At 70.1% G+C, this 21,544-nt stretch carries 22 protein-coding genes, 2 pseudogenes and 1 riboswitch; of the genes and pseudogenes, 4 read left to right on the forward strand and 20 right to left on the reverse strand.

Annotated elements, in window-relative coordinates; translation table 11 throughout:
- Positions 1–40: 40 nt before the first annotated feature.
- From ACX28W_RS02010 to ACX28W_RS02045, 8 genes are all read right to left on the reverse strand, one after another.
- Positions 41–496 (reverse strand): PH domain-containing protein, encoded by a 456-nt coding sequence (locus ACX28W_RS02010; protein ID WP_458997011.1) that lies wholly within the window; start codon positions 494–496, stop codon positions 41–43.
- A 14-nt stretch (positions 497–510) separates the two neighbouring features.
- Positions 511–1,368, reverse strand: a complete 858-nt coding sequence (gene hisG / locus ACX28W_RS02015) for an ATP phosphoribosyltransferase (RefSeq protein WP_458997012.1) — start codon at positions 1,366–1,368, stop codon at positions 511–513.
- A gap of 67 nt (positions 1,369–1,435) precedes the next feature.
- Positions 1,436–1,708, reverse strand: coding sequence for a phosphoribosyl-ATP diphosphatase (locus ACX28W_RS02020; RefSeq protein WP_020128904.1), 273 nt, complete (start codon positions 1,706–1,708; stop codon positions 1,436–1,438).
- 34 nt (positions 1,709–1,742) lie between these two features.
- Complete coding sequence (gene ribH, locus ACX28W_RS02025) at positions 1,743–2,228, reverse strand: 6,7-dimethyl-8-ribityllumazine synthase (protein ID WP_266467742.1); 486 nt, start codon at positions 2,226–2,228, stop codon at positions 1,743–1,745.
- Between the two features lie 19 nt (positions 2,229–2,247).
- Positions 2,248–3,537, reverse strand: a complete 1,290-nt coding sequence (locus ACX28W_RS02030) for a bifunctional 3,4-dihydroxy-2-butanone-4-phosphate synthase/GTP cyclohydrolase II (RefSeq protein ID WP_458997013.1) — start codon at positions 3,535–3,537, stop codon at positions 2,248–2,250.
- Positions 3,534–4,178: a nicotinamide mononucleotide transporter family protein gene (locus ACX28W_RS02035; protein WP_458997014.1), complete on the reverse strand. Its 645-nt coding sequence runs from the start codon at positions 4,176–4,178 to the stop codon at positions 3,534–3,536. Before ACX28W_RS02035 ends, ACX28W_RS02030 begins: the two co-directional genes overlap by 4 nt.
- Positions 4,175–4,810 (reverse strand): riboflavin synthase, encoded by a 636-nt coding sequence (locus ACX28W_RS02040; RefSeq protein ID WP_458997015.1) that lies wholly within the window; start codon positions 4,808–4,810, stop codon positions 4,175–4,177. Before ACX28W_RS02040 ends, ACX28W_RS02035 begins: the two co-directional genes overlap by 4 nt.
- Positions 4,811–4,960: 150 nt before the next feature.
- A riboswitch (FMN riboswitch) is annotated at positions 4,961–5,091 on the reverse strand.
- A gap of 462 nt (positions 5,092–5,553) precedes the next feature.
- The gene (locus ACX28W_RS02045; protein WP_458997016.1) at positions 5,554–6,747 is read right to left on the reverse strand and encodes an ROK family transcriptional regulator; all 1,194 of its coding nucleotides are present in this window, start codon (positions 6,745–6,747) and stop codon (positions 5,554–5,556) included.
- A 163-nt stretch (positions 6,748–6,910) separates the two neighbouring features.
- On the opposite strand from ACX28W_RS02045, the gene ACX28W_RS02050 reads away from it, so the two are divergent.
- On the forward strand, positions 6,911–8,131 hold the full coding sequence (locus tag ACX28W_RS02050; protein ID WP_458997017.1) for an MFS transporter: 1,221 nt from the start codon (positions 6,911–6,913) through the stop codon (positions 8,129–8,131).
- Here ACX28W_RS02050 and ACX28W_RS02055 read toward each other — a convergent pair.
- Positions 8,091–8,552 (reverse strand): acyl-CoA thioesterase, encoded by a 462-nt coding sequence (locus tag ACX28W_RS02055; RefSeq protein ID WP_458997018.1) that lies wholly within the window; start codon positions 8,550–8,552, stop codon positions 8,091–8,093. The genes ACX28W_RS02050 and ACX28W_RS02055 overlap by 41 nt on opposite strands.
- A 177-nt stretch (positions 8,553–8,729) precedes the next feature.
- Between ACX28W_RS02055 and ACX28W_RS02060 the strand changes: the two genes are divergently transcribed.
- A complete protein-coding gene (locus ACX28W_RS02060; RefSeq protein ID WP_458997258.1) occupies positions 8,730–10,121 on the forward strand; it encodes a uracil-xanthine permease family protein in 1,392 nt (463 codons plus the stop codon).
- Here ACX28W_RS02060 and ACX28W_RS02065 read toward each other — a convergent pair.
- A complete protein-coding gene (locus ACX28W_RS02065) occupies positions 10,103–11,221 on the reverse strand; it encodes a glycoside hydrolase family 6 protein (RefSeq protein WP_458997259.1) in 1,119 nt (372 codons plus the stop codon). The genes ACX28W_RS02060 and ACX28W_RS02065 overlap by 19 nt on opposite strands.
- Positions 11,222–11,402: 181 nt before the next feature.
- Here ACX28W_RS02065 and ACX28W_RS02070 point away from each other — a divergent pair, with 181 nt between their 5' ends.
- Positions 11,403–12,107 carry a DUF5995 family protein gene (locus tag ACX28W_RS02070; protein WP_458997019.1) on the forward strand — a complete coding sequence of 235 codons (705 nt, stop codon included), beginning with the start codon at positions 11,403–11,405 and terminating at the stop codon, positions 12,105–12,107.
- Positions 12,108–12,174: 67 nt separating this feature from the next.
- Positions 12,175–13,104 carry a TIGR03619 family F420-dependent LLM class oxidoreductase gene (locus ACX28W_RS02075; RefSeq protein WP_458997020.1) on the forward strand — a complete coding sequence of 310 codons (930 nt, stop codon included), beginning with the start codon at positions 12,175–12,177 and terminating at the stop codon, positions 13,102–13,104.
- A gap of 23 nt (positions 13,105–13,127) precedes the next feature.
- Here ACX28W_RS02075 and ACX28W_RS02080 read toward each other — a convergent pair whose 3' ends face one another.
- The 10 genes and pseudogenes from ACX28W_RS02080 to ACX28W_RS02125 all read right to left on the reverse strand — a co-directional run.
- Positions 13,128–14,837, reverse strand: coding sequence for a flavin monoamine oxidase family protein (locus ACX28W_RS02080; RefSeq protein WP_458997021.1), 1,710 nt, complete (start codon positions 14,835–14,837; stop codon positions 13,128–13,130).
- 41 nt (positions 14,838–14,878) lie between these two features.
- Positions 14,879–15,667: a carbon-nitrogen hydrolase family protein gene (locus ACX28W_RS02085; protein ID WP_458997022.1), complete on the reverse strand. Its 789-nt coding sequence runs from the start codon at positions 15,665–15,667 to the stop codon at positions 14,879–14,881.
- Positions 15,668–15,829: 162 nt separating this feature from the next.
- The gene (locus tag ACX28W_RS02090) at positions 15,830–16,282 is read right to left on the reverse strand and encodes an Lrp/AsnC family transcriptional regulator (protein WP_458997023.1); all 453 of its coding nucleotides are present in this window, start codon (positions 16,280–16,282) and stop codon (positions 15,830–15,832) included.
- 10 nt (positions 16,283–16,292) lie between these two features.
- A pseudogene (locus ACX28W_RS02095) lies at positions 16,293–16,571 on the reverse strand (amino acid permease C-terminal domain-containing protein); the annotation flags it as partial.
- A 58-nt stretch (positions 16,572–16,629) separates the two neighbouring features.
- Positions 16,630–18,096, reverse strand: coding sequence for a GuaB1 family IMP dehydrogenase-related protein (locus ACX28W_RS02100; protein ID WP_458997024.1), 1,467 nt, complete (start codon positions 18,094–18,096; stop codon positions 16,630–16,632).
- 309 nt (positions 18,097–18,405) lie between these two features.
- Complete coding sequence (locus tag ACX28W_RS02105) at positions 18,406–18,738, reverse strand: barstar family protein (RefSeq protein WP_362069989.1); 333 nt, start codon at positions 18,736–18,738, stop codon at positions 18,406–18,408.
- Positions 18,735–19,163 (reverse strand): guanyl-specific ribonuclease, encoded by a 429-nt coding sequence (locus tag ACX28W_RS02110; protein ID WP_458997025.1) that lies wholly within the window; start codon positions 19,161–19,163, stop codon positions 18,735–18,737. The genes ACX28W_RS02105 and ACX28W_RS02110 overlap by 4 nt, the downstream gene beginning before the upstream one ends.
- A gap of 169 nt (positions 19,164–19,332) precedes the next feature.
- Complete coding sequence (locus ACX28W_RS02115; RefSeq protein ID WP_458997026.1) at positions 19,333–20,379, reverse strand: sugar-binding transcriptional regulator; 1,047 nt, start codon at positions 20,377–20,379, stop codon at positions 19,333–19,335.
- Positions 20,380–20,457: 78 nt separating this feature from the next.
- On the reverse strand, positions 20,458–21,144 hold the full coding sequence (rpe, locus tag ACX28W_RS02120; RefSeq protein ID WP_458997027.1) for a ribulose-phosphate 3-epimerase: 687 nt from the start codon (positions 21,142–21,144) through the stop codon (positions 20,458–20,460).
- A pseudogene (locus ACX28W_RS02125) lies at positions 21,072–21,485 on the reverse strand (mycothiol transferase); the annotation flags it as partial. The pseudogene ACX28W_RS02125 and the gene rpe, both read right to left, overlap by 73 nt.
- Positions 21,486–21,544 lie beyond the last annotated feature (59 nt).

The raw sequence follows: 21,544 nt of genomic DNA on the forward strand, positions 1-21,544 counted from the left end.
TCAAGACATGGGCCAGTGCGGCAGGTTGGAAGGCCGCGAGTCAGCCGTGATGTTGCTCGGGGTCACGGATGGAGCGGGCTTCGGCGAGCGCGCGCAGGGTGCGGGCGTCGTCGATGGCGCGCTGTTTGGCGATGCCCGGCTGGATGCCGAGGGCGGGCAGGCTGGTGCCGTCGCTGAGGTTGAGGAACACCCAGGGGTCGCCGGGGCGCAGGTTGACCTGGAGGATCTCCGCCCAGTCCAGATGGCGCCTGCTGGTGATGTTGACGACGGTGACGCCGTTCTCGTCGGCGACGACCTTGGGCCGGGAGAGCATGAGGAGCACGCCGAAGAGCAGCGCCGCGGTGAAGACGAAGCTGAGGCGCTCCCCCGGGCTGAGTTGCTCCAGAAGCATCGCGACCACCGTGATGACCACGAAGATCGCGGCGCCCGCGGTGAGCAGGACGGCCCGGGTGCGGCCCGGCCGAAAAGTGACGGGAAGTTCGGGAAGGTCGGACATGGCTCGGAGAATCCTCAGAGGCGGCAGGCGTGGATGGCCGTGGTCAGGATGGCCCGTGCGCCGAGTGCGTACAGGTCGTCCATGATCCGCTGGGCCTCCTTGGCGGGAACCATGGCGCGGACGGCGACCCAGCCCTCGTTGTGCAGCGGCGAGATGGTCGGCGACTCCAGGCCCGGGGTGAGGGCGACGGCCTTCTCCAGGTGCTCGGCGCGGCAGTCGTAGTCCATCATCACGTACGTCCGTGCGACCAGGACGCCCTGGAGGCGGCGCAGGAACTGCTGCACCTTGGGCTCGGCGTCCTCGGAGGTGTCGGCTCCGACACGGCGGATGACGACGGCCTCGGACTTCATGATCGGGTCGCCGAAGACCTCCAGGCCCGCGTTGCGCAGCGAGGTGCCGGTCTCGACGACGTCGGCGATGACCTCGGCGACGCCCAGCTCAATGGCGGTCTCGACGGCGCCGTCGAGGTGCACGACGGAGGCATCGATGCCGCGGTCGGCGAGGTGCCCCGCGACAATGCCCTCGTACGAGGTGGCGACGGTCATCCCGGCGAGGTCCTCGATGCCCTTCGCGGTGCCGGGCTTGCCGGCGAAACGGAAGGTGGAGCGGGCGAAACCGAGCGGCAGGATCTCCTCCGCCTTGGCCCCGGAATCGATGAGCAGGTCGCGGCCGGTGACGCCGATGTCGAGGCGGCCCGAGGAGACGTAGATCGCGATGTCGCGGGGGCGGAGGTAGAAGAACTCGACCTCGTTCTCCGGGTCGACGATCCTGAGCTCCTTGGCCTCCCGGCGCTGCTGGTAGCCGGCCTCATGCAGCATCTCCGCCGCAGGGCCTGACAGGGAACCCTTGTTGGGGACGGCGATGCGCAGCATGAGGTCGGCTTCCTTTGTTCGTGCGTACGGTTGTTCGTTCGTACGGTGTGGGCGTTGCGGTTACGGCTCAGAGGTGGGCGTACACGTCGTCGAGGGAGATCCCGCGCGCCACCATCATCACCTGGACGTGGTACAGGAGCTGCGAGATCTCCTCGGCGGCGGCTTCCTTGCCCTCGTACTCGGCGGCCATCCAGACCTCGGCGGCCTCTTCGACGACCTTCTTGCCGATGGCATGGACGCCCTTGCCGACGAGCTCGGCGGTGCGTGAGGTGGCGGGATCGCCGTTGGCGGCCTTCTGCTGGAGCTCGGTGAAGAGCTCCTCGAACGTCTTCTTGGACATGGTGGCGCCCACTTTACGCGTTGTGCCGGCCGACCTAACGCCACGGTTCAGATACTGAGCGGAGGGTGGCCGCCGTCGCCACGGCAGCCGTCACCGCCTCGTGCCCCTTGTCCTCGTTGGAACCCTCGATGCCCGCGCGGTCGAGCGCCTGCTCCTCGGTGTCGCAGGTCAGCACGCCGAACCCGATGGGGACTCCGGTGTCGATGGAGACCTGGGTGAGGCCCTGGGTGACGCCCTGGCACACGTACTCGAAATGGGGGGTGCCGCCGCGGATGACGACGCCGAGCGCGACGATCGCGTCGTAACCGCGCCCCGCGAGGACCTTGGCGACGACCGGCAGCTCGAAGCTGCCCGGGACCCTGAGCAGGGTCGGTTCGTCGATTCCCAGCTCGTGCAGGGCGCGCAGCGCGCCGTCGACGAGACCGTCCATCACCTTTTCGTGCCACTGTGCCGCGATGACCGCGACGCGCAGGTCGCCGCAGTTGCGTACGGACAGTTCGGGTGCACCCTTGCCGCTCACGTCTCTCCTCAGTTCTCTGTTACTGGTTGCCGCAGGCCGACACGGTGGTCGTGTCCAGCCAGGGCAGGTCGTGCCCCATCCGGTCCCGCTTGGTGCGCAGGTAGCGGAGGTTGTGCTCGCCCGCCTGTACGGGCATCGGCTCCCGGCCGCTGACCTTGAGGCCGTGCCGGACGAGCGCGTCGGTCTTGTCGGGATTGTTGGTCATCAGGCGCAGGCTGTGGACACCGAGGTCCTTGAGGATCTGGGCGCTCGCGCCGTAGTCCCGGGCGTCGGCGGGCAGACCGAGCTCGAGGTTGGCGTCGAGGGTGTCCCGGCCGCGCTCCTGGAGCTCGTACGCGCGCAGCTTGGACATCAGACCGATGCCGCGCCCTTCGTGCCCGCGCAGGTAGACCACGATGCCCCGGCCCTCGGTCTGGATGCGCTCCATGGATGTCTGGAGCTGGGGACCGCAGTCGCACCGCAGGGAGTGGAAGATGTCGCCGGTCAGGCATTCGGAGTGGACGCGCACGACGATGTCCTCGCCGTCGCCGATCTCCCCGTGGACGAGGGCGATGTGCTCGACCCCGTCGACAGTGGAGCGATAGCCGTACGCCGTGAACTCACCGAAACCGGTGGGCAGTTGGGTCTTGGCCTCGCGGCGGACGGTGGGCTCGGCGGTACGGCGGTAGGCGATCAGGTCCTCGATGGAGATGATCGTCAGGCCGTGCTTGCGGGCGAACGGGATCAGCTCGGGCAGCCGTAGCATCCGGCCGTCCTCACCGGCGATCTCGACGATCGCGCCCGCGGGGCGCAGTCCGGCGAGGCGGGCGAGGTCGACGGCGGCCTCGGTGTGGCCGTTGCGGGCGAGGACGCCGCCTGACTTGGCGCGCAGCGGGAAGATGTGGCCGGGGCGGACGAAGTCGTCCGCCTGGGCACTGCCGTCCGCGAGGAGCCGAAGCGTGGTGGCACGGTCGGATGCCGAGATGCCGGTGCTCACACCGTGAGCCGCGGATGCGTCCACCGACACCGTGAACGCGGTTTTCATCGACTCGGTGTTGTCGTCGACCATCTGCGGGAGCCGGAGCCGGTCCAGTTCGTCGCCCTCCATGGGCGCGCAGATCAGCCCACGGCACTCGCTCATCATGAAGGCGATGATCTCGGGGGTCGCCTTCTCCGCGGCGATGACGAGGTCGCCCTCGTTCTCCCGGTCCTCGTCGTCGACGACCACGATCGGGCGGCCTGCCGCGATGTCGGCGATGGCCTTCTCGACCGGGTCGAGCGCGAAGTCCTCGATGTTGTCGGTGCTGTACCAGACGGGGGTGGTGGTCATACCAGGGCTCCTTCCAGGGCGGGCTGCCCGGCCTTGCGGGAGCGCAGCCACCAGTCGCGCATGCCCCACAGGACGAGCGCGCCGTAGACGACGTAGACGAAACCGGAGAAGGCGTAGCCGTTGGCGAAGTTGAGCGGGACGCCCACGACGTCGACCAGCAGCCAGGCGAACCAGAACTCGACCATGCCGCGTGCCTGCGCGTACATGGCGACGATCGTGCCGACGAAGATGTAGGCGTCCGGCCAGGGGTCCCAGGAGAGGGTCGGGAACGCCTTGAACAGACCACCCACCACGAGGGTGCCGAGCGCGGCGGCGCCCACCAGGTAAGCGCGTTCGCGCCAGGTGGCGAACCGTACGGCGATGGAGCCGTCCTGGCCCTCACCCTTGCCGAGGTTCCACTGCCACCAGCCCCACAGGGCGACGACGATGACCACGACTTGCTTGCCGGCGCTGCCGGAGAGGTGACTGTTGGCGAAGGCCGCGAAGAGGATGACGCCGGACAGGAGTTGCACGGGCCAGCTCCATAGGGAGCGCCGCCAGCCGAGCGCGAGGGCGATCAGACCGAACGTGTTGCCGATCATGTCGGACCACTTGATGTGCTGTCCGAAGAGCGTGAACGCCTCGGAGTTGAGCCAGTTCACTGCGCGCTCCCCTGGGTGTCCGGCAGCGCGACCGGCTGCTCGCCACGCGCGCCGAGCAGCCGCTCGACGTACTTGGCGATGACGTCGACCTCGAGGTTGACCGGGTCGCCGGGCTGCTTGCGGCCGAGCGTGGTCAGGTCGAGGGTGGTCGGGATGAGGCTGACGGTGAAGTAATCGGGGCCCGCGTCGACGACGGTGAGGCTGATGCCGTCGACGGTGATGGAACCCTTCTCGACCACGTAGCGGGAGAGGTCCGCGGGAAGCGAGACCTTCACGATCTCCCAGTTCTCCGACGGCTTGCGCTCGATGATCGCGCCGGTGCCGTCGACGTGGCCCTGGACGATGTGCCCGCCGAGGCGCTCGCCCACGGCCATGGGGCGCTCCAGGTTCACACGGGAACCGACGGTCAGGGCGCCGAGGCTGGAGCGGTCCAGGGTTTCGGCCATGACATCGGCGGTGAACCAGTCGTCCTCGTGTTCGACGACCGTGAGACAGACTCCGTTCACGGCGATGGAGTCGCCGTGCTGTGCGCCCTGCGTGACGACGGGGCCGCGCAGACGGAAGCGGGAGGCGTCGTCGAGATTCTCGACGGCGGTGACCTCACCCAGCTCTTCGACGATTCCGGTGAACACTTCCCGGGTCCTCCTGCCTCATAGGGCACGGACTCCGGGGCCTGTCGATGACGACAGAATGAACGGACCGCGACATCGGGAGCGAGCCGTATGGGACACATCCCGAAGGACGCGTCGAAACAAACGGCAGCGCGCACGAATGCCCGCCCGCCGCGCACTGCCTCCCATCCGGACTTTAACCGTCGGTCCAGGAATTTCACCTGGTCAACCGGCCGCTGGAAGCGACCGGGTCGCGGACTGTAACCGCCGGTTCGGACTTTCACCGACCCCGGAGTGCGCTGCTTCTGGTACAGCAATCAGTGTGCCACGCCCGATCCACACCCATGCGAGTGAATGCCTGTGGGTTGCCTCACAGGCGATCCGGATGGACTTCTGCGGCGACACCCCCGGAAGCCAACTCCCCCGGGACCTTTCATCCTTGACAGTGATCCACTCATTGGTCCATACCCATTGACCGCCCTGGTCTAGTCCTTTTAAAGTCGGGCGCTCGATGTGTCGTTGCAGCCGAGGTGTGCAACCCGAGGTGTGCGGGAGTCGAACCCGCCCACGAGCGACCCGGCGGCGGTGACGGAGGCCCTTGCCCCGCCGCCGGGTCTCCACCCCGGTCTCTGCCGGGCTTGAGCCGTGACGACGAGCCTCGCCGAGCCCCCCCCTGGGGGCCTGGGGGCGGAGCCCCCCTGCTCGAGCGAAGCCGAGAGCTTGGGGACGGTAGGGGCGGCGCGGGCGAGAGACCGGTCGAGGGGCTAGCGCGGCGGAGGGGCGAAGAGTTCGTCCTGGGCGCCGTCGCGCGCGGTCAGGAGCGCACCGCGCAACACCGCACCCCCACCCAGCCCACTCGCCCGCACCTCCACGGGCAACGGCGACATCCGGACCAGCCGCCGCTCGACCCGCGCGGCGAGCACGTCCCCGCCCGCCTGCCCGACCTCACCGGCCAGCACCACACAGCCGGGATCGAGAACGGCCACAACGGAAGCGGCACCGATGGCGAGACGATCGGCGAGCGCGTCGAGGAAACCGTCCGCGGCCGTCACACCTTCGCCCCGGGCCGCCACCGCCGCCCGCACCATCGCCGCCGCCTGCGGTTCACCGGGGGACGCCGGCGCCACCACCCCGTACCTCGCCGCGAGTTCCGCGACAGCGGCGGCCCCCGCCAGGGAGTGGAAGCCCCCTTCGCAGTCCGTCGCCGACGGCAGTGTGCCGGTGCCGGGGACGGGCAGGAAGCCGATCTCGCCGGTGCCGCCGGAGGCACCGCGGCGGAGCCTGCCGTCGAGGACGACGGCCGCGCCGGTGCCGTGGCCGAGCCAGAGCAGGACGAACGTGTCGCGGTCGTGGGCGGCGCCTTCGCGCTGTTCGGCGAGGGCGGCGAGGTTCGTCTCGTTCTCGACGATCACGCGGGCCGGGAGCCGTTCCTGGAGGGCGGCGACGAGGCGGCGGTGCCACTCGGGCAGGCCCGAGGAGTTGCGGAGTTCGCCGGTGGCGGGGTCGATCAGGCCGGGCGCGCCGATGCCCACGGTGTGCAGCCGCTCGGCCCCGGCCTCCTTCGCCGCGCGCTCCACCAGGGCGACCGCCTGTTCGACGGCGGAGCCGGTTCCCGTGTCGTCCGTGATGGGCACGGACGCGCGCGCAAGTTCCGTGCCGAGCAGGTCGGCGACAACGACGGAGACGCCCTCGGTACGGACGTCGAGAGCGGCCAGCTGCGCGCGGTCGGCGACGATGCCGTACAGCCGCGCGTTCGGACCGCGCCGCTGCTCCCCCGATTCCCCCACGACCGAGATCAGCCCGGCGGCCGCGAGGCGTTCGACGAGGTCGGCGACGGTGGGCCGGGACAGTCCGGTGAGCTGCTTCAGTTGCCCTGCCGTCAAGGGACCTTCCTGCTGGAGCAGGCGCAGGGCGAGCCGGTCGTTGATGGCCCGGGCGGTGCTCGGTGATGCGGGCATGGCGGGATCCTCCCAGATCACGGGTTCCTCCCGGACGCGTGGGGCACATGCCGCCCGGCCACCCCCGGCTCTCAAACGTCTATTTATCAGGCAGGCTTCCTGATAGTTTACGGCGGCAGCGCAGGGAGGACATCCAGGGAGGGGCAGCGGCACCATGGGTGAAATGGGCAAAGCGGTGGAAATGGTCGACGACATGCGCGAGTTGAAGCGCGCACGGTACGCCGTGGCCGCCGTGTTCGCGGTGCACGGCGCGGTCACCGGGTCCTTCGCGACCCGCGTCCCATGGATCCAGGACCACGCCTCGGTGAGCGCGGGCCAGCTCGGGTTCGCGCTCGCCTTCACGGCGTTCGGCGCCTCCGTCTCGATGCCGCTGGCGGGACGCATCAGCCACCGCTTCGGGTCCCGCTCCGCACTGCGCGGCCTGATCGCCCTGTGGACTCTGTCCCTGATCCTCCCGTCCCTGGCGCCCAACCTGCTCACCCTGTGCCTGGCGATGTTCACCTACGGCGCCACGGCGGGCATGGCGGATGTCGCGATGAACGCGCTGGGCGTCGAAGTCGAGCGCCGGCTCGGCAAGTCGATCATTTCCGGACTGCACGGCATGTGGAGCGCGGGCGCCCTGATCGGCTCGGCGGCGGGCACCCTCGCCGCGCATCTGGGTTCGGACGCGCGCCTGCACCACGCGCTGGCGGCCACGAGCCTCACCCTCCTCGGAGTGGTCGCCTGCCGCTGGGTCCTCGATCTGCAGCCGACCGAGGACGAGGAGCCGCCGCCGAGGTTCGCGCTGCCGCCCAGGTCCGCGCTGCTGATCGGCGCGGTCGGGTTCTGTGCGGTGTTCGCGGAGGGCGCGAGCCTGGACTGGTCGGCCCTCTATCTGCGGGACGAGCTGGGCACGTCGGCCGGCCTCGCGGCGGCGTCGACGACCGGCTTCATGCTGACCATGGCGCTGGCCCGGCTCGTGGGCGACTCCGTCGTGAACCGCTTCGGCGCGGTGCGCACCGTACGGGTGGGCGGTGTGCTGGCCGTGCTCGGCGGGCTGCTCATCGTCGTCGCGGACAGCCCCGCGGTCGCGATGAGCGGCTTCGGCCTCCTGGGTCTCGGCATCGCGGTCGTCGTCCCGCTCTGTTTCGCGGCGGCGGGTCACAGCGGTCCCAACCCCAGCCAGGCCATCGCGGGCGTCGCCACCATCACGTACACCTCGGGCCTGATCGCGCCGAGCGCGATCGGCGCGCTGGCCCAGGCGACAAGCCTTGTGGTGTCGTTCGGGCTGGTCACGGTCCTGGCGGGCGGACTCGCCGCGTTCGCGGGTGTGCTGCGCGCGGGCGACCGCGACCGCCCGCGGGTCAGCCCCGCGAGCGCAGAAGTTCCCGACCCACGGCCCTGAAGCGGTCGCTCCACGGCGTCGGGCGCAGCGTTCCGGCGTCCAGCCGGACGAGGACCCGCGTGCCCTGGGCGTACGTGACCGCGCTGTCGGCCGAGCAGAAGCGGAAGCCGTACGTCAGTCCGGTGTTCCCGAGCCGCTCCAGCCAGAGATGGACGGCGTACCCACCGGGCCGGTCGACCGGGGCGTCGTAGCTGATCCGCAGTTCCTTGACGGCGTTGCAGAAGTCGCCGGCCGCCTCCCAGTCGCCCTCGAAGCCGAAGCCGTGCTCGTTCCACAGCGTGGCCCAGGCGCGCTCCACCATCACCGGGTAGCGGGCGTTGTGGAGCAGCCCGAGCGCGTCCAGGTCGTCGAAGTGAACGGTGACGGGGACCAGCCGGCCGTAGCCGAGGGCGGGGGCGGCGAGTGATGCTTCGGCGGTCACGGGCGGGGCTCCTGGGCGTACGGGACGAGAATCGCTTGGCTCAAAACAACACCCATCCTAAGCAAACGCTCAGGACGCCATGCTCCGCGGGCTCACTCCACCCGCGGTCGAAAGGTCCTGGTCAGCCCGCGACAATGGTCCGGACAGATGGACGTACTAAGAAAGCGAAGCCTCACCATGGACCTCGGCGTGCGCTGGAAACTGCACGGCGACGGGCGTACCCCCGCCCCCGGAGCGGTCGTCCGCCCCGACGAACGCCTCTCCTGGCCACGCACGGCCGGGCTCGGCGCCCAGCACGTGGTGGCGATGTTCGGGGCGTCCTTCGTGGCGCCTGTACTGATGGGCCTCGACCCGAATCTCGCGATCATGATGTCGGGCTTCGCGACCGTCATCTTCCTGCTCGCCACCCGCGGCAGGGTGCCCAGCTACCTCGGCTGCTCGCTGTCCTTCGTGGGCGTCGCGGCGGTGATCCGCGCCCAGGGCGGCAGCAGCGCGACGGTGACGGGCGCGGTCTTCGTGGTCGGCGTCGCACTGTTCCTGGTGGGCCTCGCCGTGCAGCGGTTCGGGGCGCGGATCATCCACGCCACGATGCCGCCGATCGTGACCGGCGCGGTCGTCATGCTGATCGGCTTCAACCTGGCGCCGGTGACCGCGTCCACGTACTGGCCGCAGGACCAGTGGACGGCCCTGCTCACCATGCTGTTCACCGGTTTGGCCGTGGTGTGCCTGCGCGGTTTCTGGTCACGGATCGCGATCTTCCTGGGGCTGGTCTTCGGGTACGGGATCTCGTGGGCCTTCGACGGGATCTTCGGCAAGATCCATTCGGTGGACGCGAGCGGCAAGGTGACGGACCACTGGCGCCTGGACCTCTCCGGCGTCGGCAAGGCCGACTGGATCGGTCTGCCGTCCTTCCACGGCCCGTCCTTCCAGTGGTCGGCGATCCTCGTCGCGCTGCCGGTCGTGATCGCGCTGGTCGCCGAGAACGCGGGGCATGTGAAGGCGGTCGGCGAGATGACCGGGGAACGGCTGGACGACAAGCTGGGCACCGCGATCTCCGCGGACGGCGTGGCCTCGATGCTCTCCACGGCGCTCGGCGGGCCGCCCAACACCACGTACTCCGAGAACATCGGCGTGATGGCGGCGACCCGCGTCTACTCCACGGCCGCCTACTGGGCCGCCGCGGGCTTCGCGCTCCTGTTCGGCCTCTGCCCCAAGTTCGGCGCGGTCGTGGCGGCGATCCCCGGCGGTGTGCTCGGCGGCATCACCGTCATCCTGTACGGCATGATCGGCCTGCTCGGTGCCCAGATCTGGCTCAACGGCAGGGTCGATCTGCGCAACCCGCTGAACCTGGTACCGGCCGCCGCGGGCATCATCATCGGCGTCGGCGGCGTCACGCTGGAGTTCACGGACAACTTCTCCCTGAGCGGCATCGCGCTGGGCACGCTCGTCGTGATCACCGGGTACCACGCGCTGCGCGCGATGGCCCCGGCCCACCTCAAGACGCAGGAGCCACTGCTGGACGAGGGCACCTCCTCGTACGACGAGGACTCTCAGCGCGCCAGCTCATAGGCGTAGTCGGCCGAGAAGGTCCCCGGCGTGCCCTTGCACCCGTCGGACTCCCCCGGCAGCTTCACCCACAGATAGGCGTCGATCCTGGCCTCCCCGGTGTTCAGGGTCGGCGCCTCTCCGATCTTCCGGCCCGCGGGATCGCACCACTCGCCGTCGGCCGGGGCGCCGTTGCCGTTGCGGCTGGTGTCGATGACGGCGCCCAGGCTCGCGGGGCCGCCCAGCGCGGACAGCACCTGCCGGGCGTACGCGGTCTCCGCGCTCGTACGGTGGAAATTGGACACGTTGGTGAAGATGCCGTTGGAGGAGACGGCCGAGGCGGCGCCCGCCTGCTTGAGGAACGCGGCCTGGGCAGGGGCCGGTTTCCATCCGGAGTGGCCCGCGTCGTAGTAGACCCGGGCCTTGGGGTTGGCGGCCTTGAGGACGCGGCCGGCGCGGGCCAGCGAGGCGAAGCGGTCGGCCCGCGCGCCCGCCGAGAGGCAGTCGGCCTGGGCGATCGAGTCGGGCTCCAGGATGACGACGACCTCGTCGGAGCCGAGGCCCGCCGCGAAGTTGTCGATCCACCCGTCGTACGCGGCGAGGTCACTCGCCCCGCCCTGGGAGGCGCCGCCGCAGTCGCGCTGCGGGATGGCGTACGGCACGACGACCGGGACCCGGCCCCCGGCCGCGGCGCCCGCCGTCACCGCCCTGACCCGCGCGGTGATGGTGGCCGGTGTGAAGTCCGCGAACCAGACGGCGGCCGGGCGGTCGGCTATGCGGGACTCGATGACCGCGCGCCGGGAGTCGCCGGGATGGGACGCGACCCAGTCGAGGACCTGGGACTCGGGGTGGCGGTAGAGACGGACGGGGGCGGCCACGGTCTCCTGCTTCGGTTCGCTCCTGGCGGGCGTCGGGCTCCGCTTCACGGCAGCGGACTTCGACGGGGACGGCGAGGCCGACGTCGGCGTGGGCGACGGAGTCGGTACGTCGGGCAGCGGCAGCAGCAGGCTGGGCGATCGGGTCACCAGCGGTTTGGCGTCGTCGGAGGGACGCCCGTCGTCGAGCGCGGACATCATCCCCGTCACCGCGCCGACCGCCGCGACGACCGAGGCGGCCACGACCATGGCACCGCGCCGGGCGGCACGCCTGCGCTCGGCCCTGCGTGCGGCCAGGCGCTGACCACGTAAGCCTGACACGTACTGATCCCCCCACTCCCACCCTCCCGCCACGACCGCGTTCCCCCATTCCGGGGAAGTGTCCGGCCCGGCGGCACTCGAGTCAGCCTAGGACTGGGACCCTGCCCCCATGGCGCAGTTGGAACAGTTCGCCCATCCCGTGAACACCGTGGACGCAGTCGTCGCCCGTATGCGCGTGCTGGCGGCGACCCTGCCGGAGCGGGACGGGGTCGCGGTCTTCAACCGCGTCTACCTCGCCGTCACCGAGGAGTTCGACCGGCGCCTGGACACCGGGGAATTCCCCGACACCGAGGCCGCGATCACGCTGGATGTACGTTTCGCCGAGCGCTATCTGAGGGTGGCCGAGGAGGGGCGCCCGCCCGCCTGCTGGCGGCCGCTGCTGCAGTTCCGGCGCCATCCCGGAGTACGCCCGCTGCAGTTCGCGCTCGCGGGCATCAATGCGCACATCGGACACGATCTGGCCCTGGCCGTCGTGGACACCTGTCGTACGCTGGGCTGCGAACCGGCCGATCTGGAGGATGAGTTCGACCGCGTGGGCGACCTCCTCGTCTCGCTGGAGGAGCGCATCCGCGAAGATCTGATGCCGGGCCCCGATCTGCTCCAGATCGCCGATCCGCTCACCCATCTGCTCGGCTCCTGGAGCCTGGAGCGGGCGCGCGACGCCACCTGGTCGGCGGCGCGGGCACTGTGGGCGCTGCGCGGACTCCCCGAACTCGCTCAGGAGTTCGGCGAGGGCCTCGATGCCGCGGTGGGCCTGGCGGGCCGGATACTGCTCACGCCCCTACGGCACAGATCCGGCCAAACCACCGCGTAGGGCACAGAACTCGACGCCGTACGCGATACGTTGACGATTCAAATGCCTGATGCAAAGGAGCACAAGCATGGCTGCTCGACTGGGTCTGAGTCTTCCTCAAACGCGGCAGTACGACATCGGACGTGATGTGCCGGACGTGGCGCGCGTGGCCGAGGAGATCGGCTACGAGAGCCTGTGGGTGTTCGAGCGCGCCCTGTTCCCCGAGCCCGCGACCCAGGGGCTGTACAACGTGCCGAACCTGCCCTGGCCCGATGCGTACCGCGGCCTCGCCGAACCGCTGGTGACGCTGACCCTGGCCGCGGCGGCCACCCGGCGGGCCCGGCTCGGCACCAGTGTCCTGGTCGCCCCGCTGCACGGCCCGTTCCAGCTGGCCAGGACCCTCGGCACGCTGGACGCGGCGAGCGGTGGCCGGGTCGTGGCGGGCCTCGGCACGGGCTGGTCGCTCGACGAGTACGCCGCCGCGGGGGTGGCGCCGTTCGAGGAGCGCGGCCAGGTCCTGGACGAGGTCCTCGACGTGTGCCACGCGGTGTGGGGCCCGGACCCGGTGTCGTACGAGGGCCGCCTGACCAAGATCGCATCGGCGGTCGTCGCCCCCAAGCCCGCCCGGCCGATCCCGATCCTGCTGCCCGCCTTCAGCAAGAAGGCGATGACCCGGCTCGTCGAGCGCGGCGACGGCTGGATGCCGGTGGTCATGGGCGTCGACCAACTCGCCACGCAGTGGCAGCAGGTGCAGGACTTCGCGGCCGAGCGCGGGCGCACCGAGCCGCTCCAGTCGGTGGGGCGGATCAACCTGCAATACACGGCCAAGGCGTACGACGGCACGGACCGCCAGCCCTTCCAGGGCAACATCGACCAGATCGTGACGGACCTCGCGGCGCACGCCGAGGTCGGCCTCGACGAGTTCTTCCTCGACTTCCTCGACGCCCCGCGGGACGCCGAGGAGCTCAAGGACCTGGCCGCCGAGGTGTACTCGGCGGCGCGAGCTGCCGGAGTGTGATCCGCTGACGGACCGGCCCGGCCTCAGTCCTCGGGCAGTTCCACCGGCGCGATCTCGTCGTAGACGTCGCCGGGCCCGGGGTTGGTCGGGTCGGTCGCCCCACCCAGCTGGTGCATGACCCCCCAGACCGCGTTCAGCGCGGTCTGCACGGCGCCCTCGGCCCAGCCGGCCGTCCAGGAGATGTCGTCGCCCGCGAGGAAGATGCCCCGCTTGTCCTCGGGCAGCGCATCCTGCATGAAGTGGGTGAACAGGCGGCGCTGGTAGCGGTAGTGGCCGGGCAGGTTGGCCTTGAACGCGCCCATGAAGTAGGGCTCGTTCTCCCAGGAAACGGTCACCGGGTTGCCGATGATGTGCTTCCTGATGTCGACCTTCGGATAGATCTCACCGAGCGACTTCAGCATGACCTCCATCCGCTCGTTCGCGGAGAGCGGCAGCCACTTCAGGCTGTCGTCGCACCAGGTGTAGGAGAGGCAGATGACGGCGGGCCTGTCCGGGCCGTCGTCCAGGAGGTAGGTGCCGCGGGTCATCCGGTCGGTGAGCGTCATCGACATGACGTCACGGCCGGTCGGATTTCCCCTGTCGTCGACGGCCTTGTCGAGCCAGAAAGGCCGGTCGACAGGCACGAACAGCTTCGAGCTCTCCATGTAGTGGGTCCGCTCGATCGCCGTCCAGTGGTCGATCGGGAAGAGCGAGTCGTCGCAGGCGATCTTCGACAGCAGCATCCAGGACTGGGCGGTGAAGATCGCCGCCTTGTAGGTGCGGATGTCGCCGTTCGCGTCCGTCACCGTGATCCGGTTGCCCGCGGTGCGGTGGAGGCGGGTCACGGCGGGCCTCGGGTCCCCGTCGTGCAGCGTGGCCAGCGAGGTCCCGTACGCCCAGTGCACGATCTTCTCCGGCTCGCGCTCCCACAGCCGCAGCGGCAGCTGCTGGGAGCCGCCGACGATGCCGCGGTGGTGGTCGTCGGCCTCGGTGTAGACGACGCGCAGGATTTCGAGGATCGAGTTCGGGAAGTCGGTGTCCCAGCCTCCCGTGCCGAAGCCGACCTGGCCGAAGATCTCACGGTGCCGGAAGGACTTGAAGGAATCCGACTCGCAGAGGAAACCGTAGAAGGTCTGGTTGTCGAGCTTCTCGACGAGCTTCGCCCAGATCTCGCGGATGCGCGGGATGTCGCGCTCGCGCATGGCCTGGTTCATGTCGGAGAAGTCGGCGCCGTCTTCGAGGCAGGCGTTCCAGGCGTTCATCACGTCGCGATAGACCTGCGGCAGGTCGTCGACGGTGGTCGCGTAGTGCGACTCGCCCTTGAGGTCCACGACCGTGGAGGGCGTGGACTCGGCGAGGGGGTTGGGGAACGGCCGGGTCTCCAGGCCCACCAGGTCGATGTAGTGCTGGAGGGCGGTGGAGGACGGGGGGAAGCGCATGGCGCCCATCTCGGCGGTGAGCGAGGGGTCGCACCCGTCGAAGCCGACTGTCCGCAGCCGTCCGCCGATCTGGTCGGCCTCGTACACGACGGGCTTGAGACCCATCTTCATCAGTTCGTACGCGGCCACGATGCCGGACAGACCACCGCCGACGACCGCGACCTCGGTGCCGAGCTCGGTCGCGGGTATCTGGCCGAGGCCCGCGGGGTGCGCGAGGAAGTCGTCGTACGCGTACGGGAAGTCAGGGCCGAACATGGTGATCGGCGGCTGAGTTGCGTCGGCGTGCTGGACGGCGGTGGGCACCGTGGACGTCATGGGGTACGGACTCCTTGCGCGAAATTCAAAGACAGGGGGGTTCAGACCAGCGAGCCGTAGAGGCCGGGGCGGCGGTCCTGCAGATACGGGTTCGCCGCACGGGAGGCCGCGAGGAGGACGGGGTCCGCGTCGGCGAGGACGAGCTCCTCGGCGCGTCCGGCCCGGGTGCGGGCGACCCCGTCGGGCCCGGCCAGCGTGGACAGCCCGACGAACTCGAACTCCCCTTCCGGGCCGACCCGGTTGACGTACGCGACGTACATCTGGTTCTCGAAGGCGCGCACCGGGACGACGGACTCGGCGACGAACTGGAAGGGGTGCATCTGCGCGGTCGGCACGAGGAGGAGGTCGGTGCCGGCGAGGGCGTGCGCCCGGACGTTCTCCGGGAACTCGACGTCGTAGCAGATCATCAGGCCGACGCGGAGGCCGTTCAGCTCGGTCTGGACGACCGGCTGATCCCCGGGGGTGAAGTGGTCGCGCTCGAAGCAGCCGAAGAGGTGGGTCTTGCGGTAGTTCGCGAGCCGGCTGCCGTCGGCGGAGATGAGCTGCGCGGAGTTGTGGACCAGCTCGCCGGAGCGCTCGGGGTAGCCGTAGGCGACCGCGATGCCGTGGCGGGTGGCGATCTCGGCGATCGCGTCCGCCGAGTCTCCGTCGGCGGGCTCGGCGAGGCGGGCGATGTCGTCGCCGATCGCGTACCCGGTGAGGAACATCTCCGGCGCCGCCAGCAGCCCGGCCCCCGCGGCGGCGGCACGGCCCGCGGCCTCGTCGAGGACCTTGAGGTTCTCGACGATCGAGCCGGGGCGGCCGGAGCTCTGGAGCAGGGCTGTGCGCATGCGTGTTCCTCACCGGTACGGAGGGGTGTGGGGGCCAGATAGACGGTACGGTCGGCAGCCACGACCGGACAAGAAGCACCCGTTGCGCGCCAACGAACGATTCATTGCGTCCACCGCGGCCCTGACAGCGATTCGTTGTGCGCCCGCCCGATAGAGCGCCGCCTACGTAGGCGACCCGGAAGAAAACCTCCGCAGCAACGGCGACAGCACCAGCACGGACTTGGTCCGCTCCACGAACGGCTCCCCCGCAATCCGCTCCAGCACCCGCTCGAAATGTCGCATATCAGACGCGAACACTTGAACGACCGCATCCGCTTCACCCGTGACGGTGGACGCGGCCACGACCTCCTGGTAGCGCTCCAGGCCCCGCTGGATGGTCTCCGGCGAGGTCTTGCGCCGACAGTAGATCTCGACGAACCCCTCGGTTTCCCAACCGAGCGCCGCCGGGTCGACCCGTACGGTGAAGCCGGTGATGGCTCCGGTGGCGCGCAGCCGGTCCACGCGCCGTTTCACGGCGGGCGCGGACAGGCCGACCAGTTGCCCGATGTCCGCGTAGGAGCGGCGGGCGTCCTCGGCGAGGGCGTGCACGATGCGTTCGTCGAGATCGTTCAGCACTGCGGGTGGTTCACTTCACTTCTGATACGGCTGCTACAGCGAGGCGGGAACGGCGATAGCCGTACAGGAAGTAGAACACGAGACCCGCGGCCATCCAGCACCCGAAGACGACCCAGGTCACGGTGTCGAGGCTGAACATGTTGTACGCGCAGAAACCGAAGCCCGGGACGGGCAGAGCCGGCCCGTCGAGGCGGGGCGCGCCGGTCTTCGGGGGCACCTTGCCGAGCGCCCTGGGCACCAGGCCGTCTCTGGACATCGCGAAGAGGATGCGGGTCTGGCCGTAGAGCACACGGCCCCCGGTTCTCCCGGCGGGCGGGACAACGGGGGCCGTACCCAAGAGTGTTGCGTCAGCTCCAACTGGCGTGCAGCGGCTTGCCCTCGGCGTAGCCCGCAGCGCTCTGGATGCCGACGACCGCCTTCTCGGCGAACTCCTCGAGGGAGCCCGCACCGGCGTAGGTGCAGGAGGAGCGGACGCCCGCGATGATCGAGTCGATCAGGTCCTCGACGCCCGGGCGAGCCGGGTCCAGGAACATGCGGGAGGTGGAGATGCCCTCCTCGAAGAGGGCCTTGCGGGCGCGGTCGTACGCCGACTCCTCGCTCGTGCGGTTGCGGACCGCGCGCGCGGACGCCATGCCGTACGACTCCTTGTACAGGCGCCCGTCGGCGTCCTGATGGAGGTCGCCGGGGGACTCGTACGTCCCGGCGAACCAGGAGCCGATCATGACGTTGGAGGCGCCCGCGGCCAGCGCCATGGCGACGTCGCGCGGGTGGCGGACACCGCCGTCGGCCCACACGTGCTTGCCGTACTTCCTGGCCTCGGCGGCGCATTCCAGGACGGCGGAGAACTGCGGTCGGCCGACGCCGGTCATCATGCGGGTGGTGCACATGGCGCCGGGGCCGACCCCGACCTTGATGATGTCCGCGCCCGCCTCGACGAGGTCGCGGACGCCTTCCGCCGCGACGATGTTGCCCGCGACGATCGGGACCTGCGGGTCCAGCGCGCGCACGGTCCTGATCGCGCTGATCATCGACTCCTGGTGGCCGTGCGCCGTGTCGATGACGAGCGTGTCGGCTCCCGCGTCGAGCAGCTGCTTGGCCTTGCTCGCGACATCGCCGTTGATGCCGACGGCCGCGGCGATACGCAGCTTGCCGTCGGCGTCGGTGGCCGGGGTGTAGAGCGTGGCCCGCAGGGCGCCCTTGCGGGTGAGGATGCCGGCGAGCTTGCCGTCCTTGTCGACGGCGGGGGCGTAGCGGCGGTTGGCGTGGTCGAGCTGGTTGAAGGCCTCGCGCGGCTCGATGTCCGCGTCGAGCAGCAGCAGGTCCCGGGACATGACCTCGGTCAGCTGCGTGAAGCGGTCCACGCCGGTGAGGTCGGCGTCGGTGACCACGCCGACCGGGCGGCCGCCCTCGTCCACGACGACGCCCGCGTTGTGCGCGCGCTTGGGCAGCAGTGCCAGCGCGTCGGCGACGGTCTGGTGGGGGGCGAGGACGATCGGGGTGTCGAGGACCAGATGGCGTCCCTTGACCCAGGAGATGACCTCGGTGACGACCTCGATCGGGATGTCCTGCGGGATGACGACGAGGCCACCTCGGCGGGCGATGGTCTCGGCCATCCGTCGGCCCGCGATCGCGGTCATGTTGGCGACGACCAGCGGGATCGTGGTGCCGGTGCCGTCCGGGGCGGCGAGGTCCACACTCTGCCGCGAGCCGACCGCGGAGCGGCTGGGAATCATGAAGACGTCGTCGTACGTCAGGTCATAGGGGACCGGAGCTGAATCTACGGGCCGTCCCGTACCGGGCTCAAGAAAACGCATGAGTCTCACATTTTCACGCGAAACGATGCAGGTCACTCCCACAGAGACACAACAAAAGACCCCCGCCGTCGTGTGGTCCTCCAAAGCGGAGGTGCGGGGGCTCCGGTGCCGGCAGGGAACCTGCCTTACGTCGAAACGTTACCCGAGTAGGTGCGCGGCCCGCGAGCCGGGAACCATCCCGGTCCAGTGACGGTGGACGCATGGGCCGCCCCCGGCCACTGGTGCGACCGGGGCTGGGGAGTACTGACGACTCTGGGGAGCGCCTGAGCCCAGGCGGCGGGCAGCCCCCGGCCTCTCTGCAGGCGCCCGCTAGCGGGCCGCGCCCCCGAGTACGAGCACCACTGTGAGCGTCTCCGTCCGGTCCACCGCCTCGGCGAACACGTCCTGCGCGATCCCCCACTCGTCCGGCCGCGCCTTCGCATACGGCCGCCAGCCCCGTACGACGACCAGCAGTCCCTGCTCGACGGCGCCTTCGGGCCAGACGGAGTGGTCGCTCAGGGAGTCGGCGAGCGCGTCCCAGTTGCGGCCGAACCAGTCGGGCAGCTGAAGGGCACGGGCGCAGCGGTCCATCAGGCCCGCCTTGTCCGTGACCCCGTCGAGGTCCAGCGTGACCGTGTACCGGTCCGCCGGGTCTTGCGTCATCTCAACACCGCCCTGAACGAGTTGTAGTGATCGTCGGTGTAGTAGATCTCACCGCCCTGCCCGGTGACAATGCGCCGGGCTCCGCGATCGCGCTCGCCGGGCGTTTTGACCGTGTACTCGCGGTAATAGCCGCGTGGGTGCTTCGGCAGCAGTCGCTCGAAGTTGCCGAAGACGGCGCCGTCCCTGGCGTACGGGAAGGGGCCGCCCTTGTCGATGAGGGAGAGGGTCTTGCGGGCTTCGGCGGGAAGCCGGGCCGCGGTGACCGTCCGCATGCCGCCCACCCAGGACGGGGTCGACACGGCCGAAGCCGTGGCTGAAGGGGTGTTGGGGTTACTGGGATCCGTCGACGAGCAGCCCGCCAGCAGGACCGCCAGACAGACGACGAGAAGGCCCGCGAGTAGGCGGGGGCCGGACCGCAGCAACATGACGCCGATGCTGCCACGCCCGTCCCCACACGGCGCGCCGTACAAAACCCTCACGGCGCGCCGTACAAAACCCTCACGGCGCGCCGTACAAAGCCCTCACGACACGCCGGGTGCAAAGCCCTCACGACGTGCCGTACAGGAACCCCTCACGACGCGTCGTGCGCAACCCTCACGGCCCGTCCGGGTCCGCCCGGTTCAGTGCGGGGCGCGGCGCCGGGCCCGCCGCCATCAGGTAGTCCGCCGCCGACGTGTCCGTCACCAGGCTCGTCACGAGCCCGGACCGCAGCACCGCGTCGATGGCGGCCGCCTTGCGCTGTCCGCCCGCGATCGCGACGACCTCGGGGATGCGCCGCAGCCGGTCCGCCTCGACCGTGATGCAGCGCTCGCCCAGGTCCCTGCCGACGCGTCGGCCCTCGGCGTCGAAGAGGTGCGCGGACATCTCGGCGGCCACGCCGAGGGTCGCGTAGTGGGCGCGCTCATCCTCGGTGAGCATGTCGTGCACCGTCGAGATGCCGGGCTCCCAGGAGCCGATGGACACACAGGCGACGGTCACCTTGTCGAAGTACTCGAAGGCGCGGGCGATCCCTGTCTGGTTGCGCAGCGCGGCCGCGGTGGCCGCGTCGGGCAGCAGCATCGGCGCGTAGATGGGGTGGGCGTCCCCGCCCGACACCTGGGCGGCCCGCCGCACCGCCTCCACCGAGCCGCGCTCGGCGGTCCCGGCGTCGTACACACCCGTCAGCTGCACCACCGTGCACGGCGGGAGCCGGTCGAGGGCCGCCGCCATGTGAATGGTGGAGCGGCCCCAGGCCAGGCCGAGCACATCTCCCTCGTTGACCAGCTCACCAAGCAGGTCGGCGGCCACTTCGCCGAGGTTCTCGGGGTCGGGCGACGTCTCCTCGGCCTCGGCCGGGGACTCGACCACCACAGCGTGCCGAAGGCCGTAGCGGGCGCGCAACGCGTCGGAGCGCTCCGCGTCCAGCTCGGCCGGCACACGGATCTCGATCCGCACGAGATCACGCTCGAGAGCGGTTTCCAGGACCCGGGCCACTTTGAAGCGGCTGACGCCGAACTCCTCGGCGATCTGGATCTTGGATTTGCCCTCGAGGTAGAAGCGGCGGGCCATGGCCGCCGCCTGCACCAGCTCAGCGGGTCCCATCCGCATGGCTGACCGGCCCGCCGACATACCCGACACGGCGATCTCCTCACTTCTGTTCACACTCTGGGTTCGCCGTTCATCCTTGCAGATCCGGCGTACTTGATCAGCCCTGATGGGCGGCGTTCACGTTCCCTTGGCTCAGTGGTCGCACGCCCACGCCGCCGATGCCGTCGCGGCCTGAGCCTGGGTGCGCAATGCACGTACCGCCTGGGTCGGGTCCGCGGCGCCGTACACCGCCGAACCGGCGACAAAAACGTCCGCGCCCGCTTCCGCGCACCGCTCGATGGTGGAGGCCGACACACCGCCGTCGACCTGGAGCCACAGCTCAAGACCGTGCTTGCCGATCAACTCACGGGTGCGGCGGATCTTCGGCAGCATGATGTCGAGAAACGCCTGGCCGCCGAAACCGGGCTCGACCGTCATGATCAGCAGCATGTCGAGCTCGGGGAGCAGATCCTCGTACGGCTCGATGGGGGTCGCGGGCTTGAGGGCCATGGAGGCGCGGGCGCCCTTGGCCCGGATCTCGCGGGCGAGCCGCACCGGCGCGGCGGCGGCCTCGGCGTGGAAGGTGACGGAACCGGCACCCGCTTCCACGTACTGGGGCGCCCACCGATCGGGGTCCGCAATCATCAGATGGCAGTCCAGCGGTGTGTCCGTCGCACGGGCCAGGGACTCTACGACCGGCACACCGAGCGTGAGGTTCGGTACGAAATGGTTGTCCATGACGTCGACATGGAGCCAGTCCGCCCCTTCTACCGCACTTGCCTCCTCGGCAAGACGGGCGAAGTCGGCGGACAGGATGCTGGGGTTGATCTGCACGGCCATGCCCCAAGCCTGCCATGTCCCGGACCGGTTGCTCTCCTCGGTCCAGGACTGGGCCGTTCCACGGAGGTACGGGCTCGGGGTTCTGCGGACGTACGGGCTCGGCCGGCTCGACGCCGCGGCCGGTTTCCCGCGGCCGTCTTTCGGTCGGCTTCCTGAGCCGCACGCTCCCCTCGGCTGCGATGGTTCTCCCACCAGGCCCACTCCCCTGGCGCCCTGGTGCCGTCCCCGACCCGCAGTCCCACGGCCCCGTCGACGAGTTCCCGGACGCTGTCGGCGTGCCCGGCATGCCGATCGGCCTCGGCGATCACATGGACGAGAACCCGGTGAAGCGTCAGCTCGGACCGCTTCCCCCAAGCCGCATCCCCCTCGGCCCCTCAGCCCCTCAGCCGCCTTCGCCGTC

It is taken from the genome of Streptomyces sp. SD15 (assembly GCF_054462255.1).

Bases quoted from the DNA above. Each gene is read 5' to 3' on its own strand.
- ACX28W_RS02010 (WP_458997011.1), bottom strand. From the start codon at position 496: ATGTCCGACCTTCCCGAACTTCCCGTCACTTTTCGGCCGGGCCGCACC.
- hisG (WP_458997012.1), bottom strand. From the start codon at position 1,368: ATGCTGCGCATCGCCGTCCCCAACAAGGGTTCCCTGTCAGGCCCTGCG.
- ACX28W_RS02020 (WP_020128904.1), bottom strand. From the start codon at position 1,708: ATGTCCAAGAAGACGTTCGAGGAGCTCTTCACCGAGCTCCAGCAGAAG.
- ACX28W_RS02030 (WP_458997013.1), bottom strand. From the start codon at position 3,537: ATGACCACCACCCCCGTCTGGTACAGCACCGACAACATCGAGGACTTC.
- ACX28W_RS02045 (WP_458997016.1), bottom strand. From the start codon at position 6,747: ATGCCCGCATCACCGAGCACCGCCCGGGCCATCAACGACCGGCTCGCC.
- ACX28W_RS02050 (WP_458997017.1), top strand. From the start codon at position 6,911: ATGGGCAAAGCGGTGGAAATGGTCGACGACATGCGCGAGTTGAAGCGC.
- ACX28W_RS02060 (WP_458997258.1), top strand. From the start codon at position 8,730: ATGGACCTCGGCGTGCGCTGGAAACTGCACGGCGACGGGCGTACCCCC.
- ACX28W_RS02065 (WP_458997259.1), bottom strand. From the start codon at position 11,221: ATGGTCGTGGCCGCCTCGGTCGTCGCGGCGGTCGGCGCGGTGACGGGG.
- ACX28W_RS02070 (WP_458997019.1), top strand. From the start codon at position 11,403: ATGGCGCAGTTGGAACAGTTCGCCCATCCCGTGAACACCGTGGACGCA.
- ACX28W_RS02075 (WP_458997020.1), top strand. From the start codon at position 12,175: ATGGCTGCTCGACTGGGTCTGAGTCTTCCTCAAACGCGGCAGTACGAC.
- ACX28W_RS02080 (WP_458997021.1), bottom strand. From the start codon at position 14,837: ATGACGTCCACGGTGCCCACCGCCGTCCAGCACGCCGACGCAACTCAG.
- ACX28W_RS02085 (WP_458997022.1), bottom strand. From the start codon at position 15,667: ATGCGCACAGCCCTGCTCCAGAGCTCCGGCCGCCCCGGCTCGATCGTC.
- ACX28W_RS02100 (WP_458997024.1), bottom strand. From the start codon at position 18,096: ATGCGTTTTCTTGAGCCCGGTACGGGACGGCCCGTAGATTCAGCTCCG.
- ACX28W_RS02105 (WP_362069989.1), bottom strand. From the start codon at position 18,738: ATGACGCAAGACCCGGCGGACCGGTACACGGTCACGCTGGACCTCGAC.
- ACX28W_RS02110 (WP_458997025.1), bottom strand. From the start codon at position 19,163: ATGTTGCTGCGGTCCGGCCCCCGCCTACTCGCGGGCCTTCTCGTCGTC.
- rpe (WP_458997027.1), bottom strand. From the start codon at position 21,144: ATGGCCGTGCAGATCAACCCCAGCATCCTGTCCGCCGACTTCGCCCGT.